Origin of the sequence: Novosphingobium subterraneum, assembly GCF_000807925.1 — a bacterium.
Lineage (GTDB): Bacteria > Pseudomonadota > Alphaproteobacteria > Sphingomonadales > Sphingomonadaceae > Novosphingobium > Novosphingobium subterraneum.
Window position 1 is genome coordinate 173,574 of record NZ_JRVC01000007.1, and the last position, 15,539, is coordinate 189,112.

General features: G+C 64.4%; 15 protein-coding genes and 1 tRNA gene. 8 read left to right on the plus strand and 8 right to left on the minus strand.

Annotation, left to right across the window (positions count from 1 at the left end; genetic code table 11):
• The first annotated feature begins 5 nt into the window (after nt 1–5).
• From NJ75_RS09120 to bioD, 4 genes are all read left to right on the plus strand, one after another.
• Complete coding sequence (locus NJ75_RS09120) at nt 6–1,709, plus strand: GGDEF domain-containing protein (RefSeq protein ID WP_039333623.1); 1,704 nt, start codon at nt 6–8, stop codon at nt 1,707–1,709.
• A 133-nt stretch (nt 1,710–1,842) separates the two neighbouring features.
• On the plus strand, nt 1,843–2,910 hold the full coding sequence (gene bioB / locus NJ75_RS09125; protein ID WP_174544602.1) for a biotin synthase BioB: 1,068 nt from the start codon (nt 1,843–1,845) through the stop codon (nt 2,908–2,910).
• Entirely contained in the window at nt 2,910–4,058 is a 1,149-nt protein-coding gene (locus NJ75_RS09130) for an 8-amino-7-oxononanoate synthase (RefSeq protein ID WP_039333625.1), read from the plus strand. The genes bioB and NJ75_RS09130 overlap by 1 nt, the downstream gene beginning before the upstream one ends.
• Nucleotides 4,055–4,675 (plus strand): dethiobiotin synthase, encoded by a 621-nt coding sequence (bioD, locus tag NJ75_RS09135; protein ID WP_039333627.1) that lies wholly within the window; start codon nt 4,055–4,057, stop codon nt 4,673–4,675. Before NJ75_RS09130 ends, bioD begins: the two co-directional genes overlap by 4 nt.
• Before the next feature lie 516 nt (nt 4,676–5,191).
• On the opposite strand, the gene NJ75_RS09140 is transcribed toward bioD, so the two are convergent.
• From NJ75_RS09140 to NJ75_RS09160, 5 genes are read right to left on the minus strand one after another with little or no spacing between them, the layout of a single operon-like run.
• A complete protein-coding gene (locus NJ75_RS09140; RefSeq protein WP_039333629.1) occupies nt 5,192–5,983 on the minus strand; it encodes a cyclase family protein in 792 nt (263 codons plus the stop codon).
• 23 nt (nt 5,984–6,006) lie between these two features.
• Nucleotides 6,007–6,465, minus strand: coding sequence for a hypothetical protein (locus NJ75_RS09145; RefSeq protein WP_039333631.1), 459 nt, complete (start codon nt 6,463–6,465; stop codon nt 6,007–6,009).
• Entirely contained in the window at nt 6,466–7,623 is a 1,158-nt protein-coding gene (locus NJ75_RS09150; protein ID WP_039333633.1) for an alpha/beta hydrolase family protein, read from the minus strand.
• A 3-nt stretch (nt 7,624–7,626) separates the two neighbouring features.
• Nucleotides 7,627–8,541 carry a VOC family protein gene (locus NJ75_RS09155; RefSeq protein WP_039333635.1) on the minus strand — a complete coding sequence of 305 codons (915 nt, stop codon included), beginning with the start codon at nt 8,539–8,541 and terminating at the stop codon, nt 7,627–7,629.
• Between the two features lie 27 nt (nt 8,542–8,568).
• On the minus strand, nt 8,569–9,684 hold the full coding sequence (locus tag NJ75_RS09160; RefSeq protein WP_039333637.1) for an FAD-dependent oxidoreductase: 1,116 nt from the start codon (nt 9,682–9,684) through the stop codon (nt 8,569–8,571).
• A gap of 239 nt (nt 9,685–9,923) precedes the next feature.
• On the opposite strand from NJ75_RS09160, the gene NJ75_RS09165 reads away from it, so the two are divergent.
• Together NJ75_RS09165 and NJ75_RS09170 are read left to right on the plus strand one after the other, a co-directional pair.
• Nucleotides 9,924–11,126 carry an MFS transporter gene (locus NJ75_RS09165; protein WP_039333639.1) on the plus strand — a complete coding sequence of 401 codons (1,203 nt, stop codon included), beginning with the start codon at nt 9,924–9,926 and terminating at the stop codon, nt 11,124–11,126.
• On the plus strand, nt 11,126–11,554 hold the full coding sequence (locus NJ75_RS09170; RefSeq protein ID WP_039333641.1) for a nuclear transport factor 2 family protein: 429 nt from the start codon (nt 11,126–11,128) through the stop codon (nt 11,552–11,554). Before NJ75_RS09165 ends, NJ75_RS09170 begins: the two co-directional genes overlap by 1 nt.
• A 35-nt stretch (nt 11,555–11,589) precedes the next feature.
• Here NJ75_RS09170 and NJ75_RS09175 read toward each other — a convergent pair whose 3' ends face one another.
• A complete protein-coding gene (locus NJ75_RS09175) occupies nt 11,590–12,612 on the minus strand; it encodes an aromatic ring-hydroxylating dioxygenase subunit alpha (RefSeq protein ID WP_052242270.1) in 1,023 nt (340 codons plus the stop codon).
• Nucleotides 12,613–12,677: 65 nt separating this feature from the next.
• Here NJ75_RS09175 and NJ75_RS09180 point away from each other — a divergent pair, with 65 nt between their 5' ends.
• Both NJ75_RS09180 and NJ75_RS09185 read left to right on the plus strand, forming a co-directional pair.
• Nucleotides 12,678–13,298 carry a TetR/AcrR family transcriptional regulator gene (locus NJ75_RS09180; RefSeq protein ID WP_039333645.1) on the plus strand — a complete coding sequence of 207 codons (621 nt, stop codon included), beginning with the start codon at nt 12,678–12,680 and terminating at the stop codon, nt 13,296–13,298.
• A 91-nt stretch (nt 13,299–13,389) separates the two neighbouring features.
• Nucleotides 13,390–14,307: an SDR family oxidoreductase gene (locus NJ75_RS09185; protein ID WP_039333647.1), complete on the plus strand. Its 918-nt coding sequence runs from the start codon at nt 13,390–13,392 to the stop codon at nt 14,305–14,307.
• A gap of 154 nt (nt 14,308–14,461) precedes the next feature.
• On the opposite strand, the gene NJ75_RS09190 is transcribed toward NJ75_RS09185, so the two are convergent.
• Nucleotides 14,462–14,548: transfer RNA gene (locus tag NJ75_RS09190), tRNA-Leu, on the minus strand.
• 131 nt (nt 14,549–14,679) lie between these two features.
• Nucleotides 14,680–15,537, minus strand: coding sequence for an MJ0042-type zinc finger domain-containing protein (locus NJ75_RS09195; protein ID WP_039333649.1), 858 nt, complete (start codon nt 15,535–15,537; stop codon nt 14,680–14,682).
• Nucleotides 15,538–15,539: the final 2 nt, after the last annotated feature.

Below are 15,539 nucleotides of genomic sequence, written 5' to 3' on the forward strand. Positions count from 1 at the left end.
AGTTCATGTTGGGTGGGTTCGGACGCTGGCTGTGTTTGGTGCTGGTGCTCTTCGTCGGTCTGAGGTCCGCTGAAGGGCATGCCGATCCCGTTCGCCCTCGCTCGGTCTGCCACGCCGATGCCGGCATTGGTGAAACCTGGCAGGCAGTCGCATCGGCGCCGTCCCGCTGGCGCTGCGACGACAGTGGCTGGTCCCTGGCCGAAGAGGTTCTGATCCGCTTCGATCTCGGCAAGGAAGAAAACCGGGTTCTTCCGCAGAGCCTCGTCACGCATACTGGCAACTTCGAGCGGGTGGATGTGGGCGTTGTCGGGCAGCGCGGAGATATCCGCTGGTCCTCGTTCTGGCCTGAAGACGTCCATCACCTCGCTGCGGGGCCTTACATGGTGATTCCCGTGACCGGCGTGACCGCGGATGCGCAAGCCGTGGCGGTCAGGGTCGTGAAGCCCTGGGGCAAGACCATCATGAGCGAAATGCGGCTTGATCCCTTTCCCGAAGGGACCGGCTGGCCCTTGCCCCGGATCGTCGTGATGGCGGCGATCTGCGGGATGCTGCTTGTGCCCCTGCTGATCAACACCGCGTTCTATTCCGTTCTGCCGGAACGCTACGTGATCTGGCATCTGGTCATGGTCGCAGCCATGCTGGTGCAGGCCGCCTTCGCCACGGGTTTCCTGCATATCTTCCTTGATGTCGGCGCGCTGTGGGAATGGCAGGTTTCGAACATCGCCTTTTCTGCCATGGCGGGAGCCGCGCTGCTGTTCGCCGCCAGCTTCATCGAAGCCGACAAGCTCGCGCCGCGCCTGCGGTTGCTGGGGCGGCGATTGGCGCCTGCGATCGGCATCGTCGGTCTCGTCGCCTGCATGCCCGTCGATTGGATGAGGCCATATTCATCGCCTGCGATGCACCTTTCGATCGGCTTGGCGATTGTCGTGCTGGCGGCCATGCTATGGGATGGACACCGCCGCGGCAGCCAATCGGTCCGTCTGCAGATCATTGCCTGGACGCCCATTCTCCTGATCGGGTCCTGGCGCATCTCGGCCTATCTTCTGCCAGGACTCCATCCTACCGAGGCCATCGAGCTATACCAGCTTGCCCTGGCCTTCGAGGTGCTGGTCACGGGCCTCGGAATCGTAAATCGTTTCGTCGAGGTCCGGCAGGAACGGGACCGTGCGACCGCCCGCGCCCTCGAACTCGAAGGCGTTGCCGACCGTGATCCCCTGACCGGGCTGAGGAATCGCCGCACGATCGAGGAGCGTTTCACCCAGCTGTTTGCCGGGGGGTTCCGCACAATGGCCGTCATCGATCTCGATCATTTCAAGAACGTCAACGATACGCACGGTCATGCGATGGGCGACGTGGTGCTGCGTTCGGCAGCCGGTGCCTTGCTCGACGACCGCGACACCAAGGCGATCCGGATGGGCGGCGAGGAGTTCCTGCTGCTTCTGCGCGGTCAGGATGCTGCGGCCCGCGCCGAGCGTTGTCGCCGCGCCATAGCTGTTCGCGTTTCCGCCGAGGTGCCCGGCCTCGACTGCCTGGTGACGGCCAGCATGGGCTTGGTAGAGCACGACACCGGCGGAAATCTGCAGATAGACTTCGCCGCGCTCTATGCTCGCTGCGATCAGCTGCTGTACGAAGCGAAGCGGCTCGGCCGCAATCGCACCATGCGGGAAAAGGTCACCAGTTTCGACGCTGCAAGCCGCGCGGTGGCCTGAAGAAAGCCGACAAAACCGGTTTCGCTCCGTGAAATGCAAATTTCCGGTTTGCAGCTTCGCTAATTCACTTGAGCATGCGGCATCGATTTGCGCTATGGGCCTGCGAAATCGAAGACTGCGAAGGACTCCCGCCGTGCAAGACACCCTGCTCCGCCAGCGCGAAACAACTGCCTCGGTGGCTTCCGTTCGCACCGACTGGACGCGCGAGGAGATCGCCGCGCTGTTCGATCTACCTTTCACCGAGCTGGTGTTCCGCGCCGCAGAGGTTCATCGCCAGCACCACCGGGCGGGCGAAGTGCAGCTGTGCACGCTGCTCTCGATCAAGACCGGCGGCTGCCCCGAGGATTGCGGCTACTGCTCGCAATCGGTCAAGGCCGACAGCGGCGTCGAGGCGACCAAGCTGATGGAAGTGCAGAAGGTGCTGCAGTCCGCCGCGCAGGCCAAGGACAATGGCTCCAAGCGCTTCTGCATGGGTGCGGCATGGCGCAACCCCAAGGACCGGGACATGCCTGCCATCATCGCCATGATCAAGGGCGTGCGCGAGATGGGCATGGAAACCTGCATGACGCTCGGCATGCTGACGCCCGGCCAGGCCGCGCAACTCGCCGAGGCAGGTCTCGACTACTACAACCACAACATCGACACCTCGCCCGAACGCTACGAGGAAGTCATCACCACCCGCACTTTCGCCGATCGCCTGCAGACGCTGGACAACGTGCGCAATGCCGGGATCAACGTCTGCTCGGGCGGCATCGTCGGCATGGGAGAGACGCGCGCCGACCGCGTCGGCTTCGTCCACGCTCTCGCCACGCTCGAACAGCACCCGGAAAGCGTGCCGGTCAACGCGCTGGTGCCGATAAAGGGAACGGTGCTGGGCGACATGCTGGCCGATACGCCGCTCGCCAAGATTGATGACATCGAGTTCGTCCGCACCGTTGCCGTCGCGCGCATCACCATGCCGCTGTCGATGGTGCGCCTGTCGGCCGGCCGCGAATCCATGTCCGAAGCCACGCAGGCGCTGTGTTTCATGGCCGGTGCCAATTCGATCTTCACCGGTGACAAACTGCTCACCGCCGCCAACGCCGGTGATGATGCCGATGCTGCCATGTTCGCCCGCCTTGGCCTCAAGCCGATGGAAGGCGAGGAACCGATGCGGGCGATGAAGGCGGTCGGAGGCTGCTCGGGAGGCTGCGCGGCCTGATGGCAGACAGCACCACTCGCACCGGTTCACTGTGGTCGGCACATGTCGCCGATCTTGCAGGGCTGGGCGAAAAGGCCCGCCTGCGCAGCCTTGCTCCCCGGCGCGGGATCGACTTTGCCTCGAACGACTACCTTGCGATGTCTTCGTCGCCTCGGCTCGCGGCGGCGGTGCAGGAAGCCATCGCGCGCGGGGTTCCGTTGGGTTCCGGGGGATCGCGTCTGTTGCGTGGTAATGACCCCGAGCATGAACTGCTGGAGGAAGAAGCAGCCCGCTTTTTCGGCAGCGAATCCGCGTTGTTTTTCTCGGCTGGCTACGCCGCCAATGTCGCGTTGCTGTCCACCCTCCCACAGCGCGGAGACCTGATCGTCCATGACGAACTGGTCCACGCTTCGATGCACGAAGGTCTGCGCCTGACCCGTGCCACGGCGGTCAGTGCTGCACACAACGATCCGCAGAGCTTCGATGACGCCGCCCGCGAATGGCGTGCCAAGGGCAATTCTGGCCGCATCTGGCTCGCCTTCGAGACGCTCTATTCGATGGACGGGGACATGGCCGACGTGGCCGCGATGGCGCAGGTGGCAGAACGGCACGATGCGATCATGCTGATCGACGAGGCCCATGCCACCGGCGTGTTCGGTCCGGATGGGCGCGGCATCGCCGCAACGCTCGATGGCCGGCCGGACACCGTGGTGCTGCGAACCTGCGGCAAGGCGATGGGCTGCGAAGGCGCGCTTGTCCTGGGCCCCAAGGTCGTGCGTGATTTCCTGGTCAACCGCGGGCGTCCCTTCATCTTCTCGACCGCGCCTTCACCGCTGGTTTGCGCTGCCGTGCGCGAGGCGGTCCGGATCATGGCGGACGAACCGCAACGCCGCGAAGCCCTGCGCGCCCTTGTCGCCCATGCCGAGCGCGTGCTTGCTCCGCACGGTGCGCTGCCTTCGGGATCGCAGATCCTGCCGCTGATCCTGCACGAGGATGCACGGACCATGGCGGTCGCCGCTTCGCTTCAGGCCAAGGGGTTTGACGTGCGCGGCATCCGTCCGCCCACTGTTCCGCAAGGCACCAGCCGCTTGCGCATCTCGCTGACCCTGAATGCCACCTTCGAAGATGTCGACGCTCTGGGGATGGCTCTTTTGGAGGCACTGCGATGAGCGCCTTTGTCGTGACCGGCACCGATACCGGCATCGGCAAGACGATCTTCTCCGCAGCGCTTACCGGAGCGTTGCACGCGCACTACTGGAAGCCGGTGCAAGCCGGACTCGATGACGGCGCGGACCGTGACCACGTTGCCAGTCTTTCGGGCGTGCCTGCAGATCAGGTTCTCCCGGAAGCCTACCGTTTGAACACGCCATGTTCACCCCATCGGGCCGCAGAGCTGGACGGGGTCGTCATCGATCTGGCGCAACTGGCGCTGCCCGCAGTGCGGCCGCTGGTCGTCGAAGGGGCAGGGGGCGCGCTGGTGCCTGTCACGCGCAGCACCACCTATGCCGATGTTTTTGCCTGGTGGAACCTTCCGGTCGTCGTCGTGGCGCGGACGGCGCTGGGCACAATCAACCACTCGCTCCTGACCTTCGAGGCGCTGCGTTCGCGCGGTGTCCCGATCCACGGCGTCGCGTTCGTCGGCGAGGGTAACGAGGACAGCGAGGCGACGATCTGCGCAATGGGCAACGTGAAGCGCCTTGGCCGCCTGCCGATGCTCGCCAGGCTCGATCGCGAGAGCCTCGCCGCCGCGTTCGCCGAAAATTTCCGGGTGGGCGACTTCGTCTAGAGCACTTTCCGACCAATCTGGCTCACCGTGACGGAGCCGATTTTGGCCGAGCGCGAGGATCGAGGAGGGAGCCATGCCATCGCATAGTGACCGACGAGAGACGCAGCGATCGGCCAAAAGGGGCCCGCCCCGGAGGGTTTGCCGCAGGGAGCCCCTCGGACAGCGTCGCTTTGTTTGGACGGGCCACCATCGCGCCCTGCACAAGGCTCCTTGCCGAGAAGCGCCCTGCGACAATCACGGTAAGCCCGATTGGTCGGAAAGTACTCTAGATCACCAGATGCAGCGCGTTTGCCGCTGCGGTCAGGACCAGGACGCCGATCGCGAAGGCTTCGGCCGGGATGCCGCGCGTTGGCCGGATAAGGGTGGGGCTCAGTTGAATCGTCATTGGTAGAGTCCTTGCTCGTGGGAACACGAACCCGAGCGAGGTCGCCTTGGGCCTTTTCGAATCGCGGCAGAATTGCGCGACAAGAACTCTACTAATGCGCTTGAGATTAATGTCAACTAAATAAGTGGAGTTTATTCCTCAAAGATCGCCACGGCGCGGACCCAGCCTGCCGAAGCGCCCCTGATCTTGTGGGGGAAGCAGCTGACCATGAAGCCGTCGGGCGGCAGCACCTCAAGATTGTGCAGCTTCTCGAGGTGGCAGTAGCCGATGTCTCGCCCGGCCTTGTGGCCTTCCCAGATCAGCGAGGTATCGCCGGTTTCCTTGACCTTCTCTGCCGTGTGGACAAAGGGCGCGTCCCAGCTCCAAGCGTCGGTGCCGGTCACGCGCACGCCTCGCGAGGTCAGGTACATCGTCGCTTCGTAGCCCATGCCGCAGCCGATGCTGACGTAGTTGGGATCGCCCACGGCCTTGCCGGCTGCGGTGTTGACCATCACGATCTCAAGCGGCTTGAGCTCGTGCCCGATGCGCTTGAGCTCGTCTTCCACGTCCTGCGCGGTCACGACGTAGCCATCGGGAAAGTGGCGGAAGTCGAGCTTCACACCCGGCTGGAAGCACCATTCCAGTGGAACTTCGTCGATGGTCATCGAGGGCACGGGGTTGCCGTCCTTGCCGTCCATCGTCGGGTGGAAGTGCCACGGCGCATCGAGGTGCGTGCCGTTGTGCGTGGTCAGCGTCACGTTCTCGACCGCTGCGAAGCCCGCGCCGTCCGGCGTCTGCTCCGGCGTCACGCCGGGAAAGAAGAAGCCCAGTTCGGGCATCGTCTCGCCATGCTTCTGATACTCGATCTTGGGGCGCAGGAACGGCGGATCGGTGATGACATCATTCTCGAGATAGATCGAGAGATCGACGAAACGGCGGCTCATGGCAATTTCTCCCTTGCGCTTGCTCAGCGCCTTGTCAGTTCGGTCCGGAGGCCCGCAGGGGTGACCACAAGGGCCAGTGCCGCGCCGAACGCGAGTTTTGCAAGCAGGGCAGGCAGCCATCCGAGCTGCGTTGTCCCCGCCAAGATCAGCACGGCGGCTGCGCCTGCCACGCCCGATGCGGCACCAGCCAAGCCGCACAGGATTGCGCGTGGCAGGACCGCTGCGGGCAGGCGCGATTCACTGTCCAGAGTCCGCACCTTGCCCGCCGCCCGGGCCTTGCGTGCCAGCAAGCCTGGCACCAGCGTGGCCATCAGGCCGATCATGAACCCCTGAGGGGCAAAGTCGAAGACATAGCCGCCCACGCTCCACACCGGTACGTCCCTACCTGTGCCGAACACCGCAATGAAGAATGCCGCGCTCAAGGCGACATTTACGGCGATGCTGACCGCAGTCTCGCGGCGGATGTAGGCGGCAGGCTCCATTCAGGCAGTCGTACCACCCAGCGTCTCGGCGAACCAGTCGGCGATCAGGTCGCGCCCGTAGGACATGTTGTCCGCGCCGACGTGTTCGACACCGCCTTCGCGGGCAGTGAAGATCACCTTCTCGCGGCGGGGCGAATTGACGAGCTGATCATAAAGGTCGTCCGCGTACGACACGCTGATCTGGCGATCCTGCGCGCCGTGGGTCACCAGGAAAGGCACCTTGATGGATCCCATGTGCCCGTTCAGGTTCATGTCGGTCGACTTCTCGAGGAACTCTTCCATCGTCTCTGCGCCGAACGCCCACATCACGTGCGCCCAGTAGTGCGGGACCGGGTTTTCACCCTCGCGCTTCATGCGCTTGTCCTGCACTTCGCGCCAATTGTGGTTGGCACCCCATACCGCGCCCGAAGCAAAGCGCGGCTCGTAGGCGACTGCGCGCGGCGCAAAGTGGCCACCGAGCGAGATCCCGGTCATGCCGATCCGCTTGGGATCGACGTCTGCCTGGCTCTCCAGCCAGTCCACCGCCTTGCTCGCCCAGTTCTCCGAATGCGGATCGACCGGGAGGCCCTGCAGGCGCAGTGCCTCGCCCGTTCCCGGCTGGTCGACGCACAGCGTGGAGACGCCCCGGCGGGCCAGGGCTTCGGGGAGGCGGCTCCAGTAAAGCAGCTCCTTGCAGCTATCGAGGCCGTTGCAATATACCACCACCGGATGCGGCCCCGGCCCTTCGGCGCGGGTGTAGAGTGCGGGCATCGTGCCTTTTGCCAGCGGAATTTCGACGCGCTCGCGATTGATCTTGCCCAGCGCTGTCGATTTCGCAAAGGCGTCCAGCGCCTTGGCGTAAGTTTCCTTGCGGCCCGGCGCGCCGTGGCCCTGCATGCGTTCGGCCACCAGCAGGTAGAGCGACGCGCGCTCCAGCTTGTTGGATGCCGAAAACGCGCGGCCCTTGGCTTCGTCCTCTGCAGCAAGTTCGATCAGCTTGTCGCCATAGGCGGCCCACTGCTTCATGAACTGCGGCGTGCCGGCATCGCCGCCATTGGCCGCGGCATCGATGATCGGCTGGCACATGTCGACGATTTCGCCGATCTGGCCGCCGCTCTCCATCGCGATCGAGACGGAGAGGTTCCAGATGTAGTTCGGGAACGGTTCGTAAAGTGCCATCGATCAAGCCTCGCCGACGAGTTCGGGGGTCTTGAACAGGCCCGGGTTGACGTGCGGATGCGGCATCGTCTGCGGACCGCCGACGCCGATGCCCCACTGGTCCATGACCATCGGTGCGGGCACGTGAACCTTGTGCTGGTGCGCTTCGAAGTCCACCTCTTCAAGATCCGAGGTGTACTCCGTGACGAAGCCACCCGGGGTCACGAAATAGCTGAAGGTGTTGTTGCCGGCAGTGTGGCGGCCCGGACCCCAGCTGATGTCGATACCCTTGATCTTCAGGCGATGCGCGCCGCGCATCATATCGTCGACCGAGAGCATGTCGTAGGCGACGTGGTTGAGGCAGGCCGGCCCCGGCAGGATGGCGATGCGGTGGTGCGCCGAATTGCAGCGCAGGAAGCACATGAAATCGCCGAGCCAATCCGAGACCTTGAAGCCGAGCACGTCGCAGAAGAACTTCACCGCTTCCTGATGGTTCGGCGAATGCAGCACGATGTGGCTGATCTTGACCGGCACGCCTTCCCAGCGCGCCAGCTCGCGCTTGGCGCCACGGGCAACGTCGCTCGAAACTTCGAACATCAGGCCATCGGGCGAGAAGAAGCGGAAGCCGTAGCCGCCGCCGGGCGAGGTCAGGTCGGCAGGCTCGCTGACGATCTGGCATCCGGCATCGGCAACCTTCGTGCGCAGCGCGTCGACGTCGGCACGGCTGTCAGCCGCAAGTGCAATCACGTCGACGCGGTTCTCGTCCGCGCGGCGCAGCTGCACCACGTGGTGCTCGTCATGCCCCTGCGCCTTGAACCAGGCATGGTTCGGGTCCTCGCCCACCGGCTCGAGGCCCCAGACCTCGGTGTAATAGGTCTTCTCGGCGTCGAATTCCTTCACGCCATACCCGACATAGCGGATTTCGGTAACGCGGCTCATTGGGATCTTCCTTGAAATGCGGGTGAATCAGATCGGCTGCGAGACGACTTCGAACATCTCTGCGGTCGCTTTGTGGTTGTCGACCGCGGGCCCCACGCCCAGCTGGCCGTGGCAGATCGCAAGGCTGCTCTCGACGATGTAGCGGCAGCGCTCGAAGCGGCGGTCGCGATAGGCCTTGAGCGCGGCTTCGACGGTGTCGTGACGCTCCAGTTCCTCGGCGACGACGATGGCGTCCTCGATGGCCATGCCTGCGCCCTGGCCGAGATGCGGCGTGGTGGCGTGGACGGCATCCCCCAGCAGGCCGACGCGGCCCTTGCTCCAGTCGCCACGCACCAGCATGCCTTCGAGCGGGCGGTAGACCACGCCCTCATCGTCGGTGATCTGCTCGCCCAGTTCACGGATTGCAGGCGAGCAATTGGCCAGCTTGGCGCGCATCGCGGCGGCAATGCCTTCCTTCGGATACCACGGATTGCCCGGCTCGGGCGTGGTGACATACATGTACATCACGTCCGCGCTCATCGGCACGAGGCCCACGCCGGTCGGGCCATTGTAGACCTGCAAGGCATCGAGTCCCTCGGGGCGCGGGAAGTTGTAACGCCACACCGCCTGGCCGGTGAATACCGGCTTCTCTGCCTCGGGCAGGATGGCGGCGCGTGTCTGTGAATAGACGCCATCGGCGCCGATCACGGCGTCGTAGATGCCAGACGAGCCGTCCGAGAAGGTCACGGCCACCTTCTCGCCATCATCGACAATCTCATCGGCCGTGATGCCGAGGCGAATCTCGGTGCCCAGTTCCTTTGCGCTGTCGCCAAGCACCTTCTGCAAGGCGCGGCGGCCGATGCCGACGTTGGCGGGGCGACCTTCGACCAGGCGGGGGCTCGGCACGCGGGCGACCTTGGTGCCATCGGGCAGGAAGATCTCGACCGCATCGAAACCGCAGGCCGCATCCATGAACCTGTCGAGCACGCCAAGCTGGTCCATCGCCCTGAGGACGTTCGACTGCTGGATGATGCCTACACCATAGACCGACCAGTTCGGGTCCTTTTCCACGGCTGTTACGGTGTGCCCTTTGCGAGCCAGCGCGATGGCCGCCGAAAGTCCGCCGATGCCGGCGCCGATGATTAGAATATCCAGATTTTCCATGGCCTCTGACCGGATCCGTCAGTTCGGAATGCCGGCCCCTCTCGTCTGCTTGATTGGGATTGCGCAGGATTTAGAATGCGCGGACCAATACACCAAGCAAGTAATTTTTATGCCATAGCATCTCTGAAATTGATGGTTTGGCATCAAGTCCATTAGCTTGACTTGCGCAAAAGGCGCGTGGATACCGTTTGAGAATAACGGTTCTAGAATGTGGCGGCAATCGGCCACAGGGAGATCAGATGACCAGTTCCGCCAGGCGCCAACCGGGCATTCCACAAGGCCTCACCATAGTCCTGACCGGCTTCCTGCCCATCGTCGCGATCGTGTCGATGTTCCCGGCGGTGCCCGCGATGATCGCGCATTTCGCGAGCGATCCCACAGCGCCGACCAAGGTGCCGGCCATGGTCTCGGCACCCGGTCTGACCGTCGCGATCCTTGCCCTGTTCGCGGGCCTGCTCGTCGACAAGTTCGGTCGCCGCCGCCTGCTGCTGTGGTCCACGGGACTCTATGGTTTCGTCGGCATGGCACCGATGCTGCTCGACAATCTCGACCACATCTACGCATCGCGCTTGCTGCTGGGTGTCGCAGAAGCGGCGATCCTCACCACGGTCAACACTCTGATCGGAGACTACTGGGACGAAAAGGGGCGCTATCGCTGGCTTTCGATGCAGGGCATCGTCGGCCCGTTCTTTGGCAGCGCCGTCATCTTCACGTCGGGCTATCTCGCTTCGATGAGCTGGAACGCGGTCTTTGCGATCTATGGAGTCGGCTTCCTTTGCTTCTTCGCGATGCTCGCTTTCATCTATGAGCCTGAAAACGACGACACCGCCCGCAAGATGCTGGGCATCGGTGCCGAAGCAAGCACTCCGTTCCCGTGGAAGGGTGTGCTCCTGTTCGGTCTCGTCACCCTGTTCGGCGGCGCACTCTATTATGTCTTCATCATCAATGGCGGCATCGTCTGGCAGGAGCTTGGCGTATCCGATCCCAAGGAAATCGGCCGCCTGACCACGATCCCGAGCATGTTCGTGATCGTCGGCGCGCTGATCTTCTGGACCACCGGGCGCCTCGGTGCGCGCACCCAGTTGACCATTTTCCTCCTGCTGCTCGGCTCAGGACTTGCCGTGATCGGTTCTGCGAGCGACTGGAAGGGCATGGTTGCCGGCATGGCCCTGCAGCAGACCGGCGCTGGCATGGCGGTGCCGACGCTGATCGCTTGGGCGCAAGGCTACCTGCCCTTCGAACACCGCGGGCGCGGCATGGGTGTGTGGACCTCTGCGTTCTTCCTCGGCCAGTTTATTTCGCCCTTGCTGGTCAGCGTTGCCCGCACGTCCAGCGGCTCGATGCAGGGCGCGTTCCTGATCGCGGGTGGCCTTGGCATCGTGATTGCGGTGGTGACGTGGTTCATCGTTACCCCGCGCCAGGCCGAACCGGCGCTGGCCTGATGCGCCGCGTCCTCCTGGCCATCGCGACCGTCGCCCTGCTGGGCAATGGCCCGGCAGCGGCGGACAACCGCCGCATCATCGAGGACTTCGCCCGGATGTTCTATGTCGAGCGCGACGTGCGCCAGGCCTTCGAGACCTACGTCGCGCCCGACTACATCCAGCATAACCCGGGCGTGCCGGATGGGCGCGAGGCTGCGATCGCGCTGCTGCAGCCGATGTTTTCCGACCGCAACCGCAGCTTCGAGGTCCGCAGGATCCTCGTCGACGGGGACCTTGCCGCGATCCACATCTTCGCAAGGCCCGATCCTGCGGCGCGCGGTGCCGCCGTGGCGGATTTCTACCGCCTCAAGGACGGCAAGATCGTCGAGCACTGGGACGTGATCCAGCCGATCCCGGAAAAGTCGGCCAACGCGCACCCGATGTTCTGAGGGCAATGTTCTGAGTGCGCGCTGGCCGTGGCCGGCTATTGCGCGGCCACAGGCTCCCCTGCTTCGGCGCGGCGCAATTGCATCATCCGCCGTCGGACCCTGATCGCGCCTGCATCAGATGGCAGGATCACCGGGCGCAGATCCCAGAAGTCTGCATCGCCCATCGCTTCCTGCTGCGCGTGCAGCGTCGGATGGTCTTCTTCAAGGAAGGCCTTCTCGAGCAGCGCATGCGCTTCGGGGGTCGGCTCGTGCGTATAGAAATAGTGCGTCGACGTTGCCGTCTCGGGCGTCAGGATATGCGGGTCGCCCATCAGCGGCACGACCATGTCCTTGCGGTCCGTGCCTGCCCGGGCAAGGCCAATGTACAGGGCCAGGTTCGACGGCGCATTCCAGCGCATGTGCAGCCACTGGTCGGTCTTCGCGCCTTCCGGAAGCATGGGCACAGCCCAGGCCGGCGGATCGGAGTCGGGCATCGTCCAGTTGTTCCAGATGGCCCCATCGTCTTCCTGAATCACCTCGTGCTCGCCGCAGGCCAGCAGGGCACCGTTCGTGCCGAAGCTTTCGCGGTGGATGAATTCGGCGTGGCTCAGATCCATCAGGTTGTCGGTGACCAGTTCGTAGCTCGCGTCCATCTTGATCGTGCCGCGATGCAGTGGCCTGTCATGGTCGATGAAGCTGTAGTCGGGGATCAGCGCGGGGTCTGCCTTGTCGGCATCGCCCGGCCAGAACCACACCCCGGTGTATTTCTCCACCACCGGCAGCACCTCGACCTTGGCAATGTCGAGCGGTTGGCCGCTGAACGGGTTGTGCGCGCAGTTGCCTGCACCGTCGAAGGCGAGGCCATGATAGCCGCAGCGCATCATGTCGCCATCGCGCCCGCCGCGGCTCAGGGGCACGAAGCGGTGGGGGCAGCGATCCGCCATCATCACCAGCTCGCCATCCGACTTGCGCCAGATCACCCATGGCCTGTCGAGCAGGCGGCGGGCGAGAAAACCGCCCTCGGGCACTTCGTGCGACCAACAGGCCATATACCAGCCATTGCGAATGAAGGCGCTCACGGTCATTCTCCCCAGATGTCGAATCAAATACACCAGTTGGTTTCTTTGTATCACGGACAGTCGCGATGAGAAGCCCGGTCAGTCGCAATCCGGAAGTGGTGCGCGCCCGCATCCTCGATGCCGCGCAGGCCGAGTTCATGGCTGAGGGCTTTGCCGGCGCCAGCACGAACCGCATCCTCGAGCGCTTCGGCGGTTCCAAGCCCACCATGTTCCGTCATTTCGAAACCAAGCGCGCGCTGTTCGAAGGGGTCGTCGCGCGGATTGCCGAACGCTGGCGCGATGTGGTGGACATGGCGGACGTCAGTGATGCCGAACCGCAGGGGTGGCTGGAGTGCTTCGCCCTGCGTGCGCTGACGTGGATTCTCACCGACGAAAGCATCTTCGTTGGTCGCATGGCCATTGCCGAGGGCCATCTGTTTCCCGAAGTGGGCGCAACCTACCGCCAGCACGCGGTCACGCCGCTCAACGATCTGCTCGCCGCGCAACTCGCCGCCTGGACCGAGCGTGGCCTGCTGGCCTGTGACGATCCGGAACGCGCCGCGCTCGCCTTCTTCGACCTTACCCTTGCCGGCATGGTCAGCCGCAAGCTCTACCGTGTCGAGGCCAGCTTCGATGACGCATCGCTCGCCGACCACGCGAGCACCTGCGTCCGCATCTTCCTCCATGGCCTGCGCAAGCCCGCCTGAACTGCCGCCCGTTCACTGCGGCCGTTTCACTTCGCACAGTTGCCGACAATCCTCACGATTGTTAGCCTTGCAAACGGAAGAGGAACGACACATGACTGGCACGACACGCGAATTTCAGGGAAAGACCGCCTTCATCACCGGCGGCGTCAACGGCATCGGCTTCGGCATAGCCCGCGCCTTCGCCATGGCCGGGATGGACCTCGTCCTCACCTACCGCAAGGAGCAGGACCGCGAGGATGCGGCCCGCTGGCTCGCCGACAACAACCTCCCGGCGGCGCGCTACGTCCGGCTCGACGTCACCGACCGTGACCGTTTTGCCGCGATCGCTGCCGAGGTGGGCAAGGTCCACGTCCTCGTCAACAATGCGGGCGTCAGCGTGTTCGGCCCGACCGACGAGGCGACCTATGCCGATTACGACTGGATCATGGGCGTCAACTTCGGCGGGGTGGTCAACGGTCTCGTGTCCTTCCTGCCGGGCATGAAGGCCCATGGCGAGGGTGGGCACGTGGTCAATGTGGCCTCGATGGCGGCCTATCTCTCCGGACCTCAGGCAGGCATCTACACTGCCAGCAAGTTTGCGGTGCGCGGGCTTACCGAATCCTTGCGCTACAACCTCGCCCCGCATGGCATCGGCGTTTCGCTGATGTGCCCCGGCCTGACCCGCACCAACGCCTGGACCAGTGCGCTGAAGCGGCCCGAAGGCTTTGCCGACTCCGGCTTTGCACCGGCCGACCCGGCCGAGCTCGAACAGTTCGGCACTGCCTTCGAACTCGGCATGGACCCGCTTGAGGTCGGGCAGAAGACCCTGCAGGGCATGATCGAGAACCGCGGCCTGATCCTCACCCACGGCGAATTCGCCGAGGACTTCGAGGAGATCTACCGCACCTCGCTCGAAGCCCTGCCCAAGGAGCCTGTCCCCGAAGGCCGCCTCCATATCGAGCGCCTGCGCCGGGCCGCCAACAAGGCAGCGGCCGAAGGGCACGCCATCGGCCTTGCAGACCTTACCTGATCACAGAAAAGCGGGGCACGGGCCGCTGTGGCCTGTGCCCCGCCAAGGGTCATGCGTCTCATCCTGCCTGCCGAACGCAGTTCGCAGGAAGAGGTTTCCGCCTGAAGCGAAAATTGGTTGCCCGAAGGCAAGGATCACACTGTTCGGAGAGTGATGGTGCGGTCGAGAAGACTCGAACTTCCACGGGCTTTCGCCCACAACGACCTCAACGTTGCGCGTCTACCAATTCCGCCACGACCGCAAAATCATACGGGGTGTCCGATCCGTGATCGGCGCCCCGTGGTGGGGTAGGAGCGCGCCCCTAGCAAAGGAGTTTGGCCTGCGCAACAAGCTTCGCGCAATTTTTCGCGCGCGCCTCGAAACAGCTGCGGGTCAGTCAGGCTTCCAGCCGATTTCCGCGACCTTTGCCGACTTCGGCACGTCGGTGACCGCAGCGTTGATGGTCACGCTTTCGCCTGGCGCAAGTTCGGCCTGCGGTGGCGGCACCGGCCAGGTCTTGACCACCTTGTCGTTCGAATCGCGCAGCACGATCAGGATTTCCGGCAGGGCGCGCACTTCCTTGCCGGTATTGGTGACAGTTCCGCTCAGGCCGAAGTATTCGGTGCCGTTGGGCAGCTGGCGGCGATCCTGCTTTTCCGGCGGGAAAGAGCGCACGAGATCGGCAGGGCCAGCGCCGAATGTCTGGTTCACGCCGGGGATCCACTGCGGCACGCCAAAATACCATGCCGCCCCGCCCAGTGCCGCGATCGTGACCGCGAACGCCACGGCAGCCATCGTCCACAGCTTGGTGGGATTGCGCCGCGGACGGAACGGGGGCTGGTGCTCGAAGGGTGATTGATCGACCGCTTCCTCCACCGGGGTGAACTTGCGCCGCGCCGGGTGGGGCAGTGGCGGAGGCGTCGGCGGCTCGGCCTCGTCCGGGGCAGCACCGGACTGCGAAGCGCGCGCGAATGGCAAATCGGGTTCAGGCTGGGCCGCAGCCGCGTTCGCCGGCGCCGCATCGGGTGTGGGCGGTGCGGTTGCTTGGGGGGGCGCCTCAGGGGCGGCCGCAACAGGTGCGGCCTCCACCGGCGCGGGTTCGAGCGACGCTTCCCTACGCGCGGGCAGCTCAGGCCCGTTCTGAAACCACGAATGGCGGCACCGTGCGCAACGCACGGTCCTGCCGTCCACGCCGATCGCGGTGTCGGGAACGACATAGCGCGTCGAGCAGGCTGGGCACGCAATGATCATTC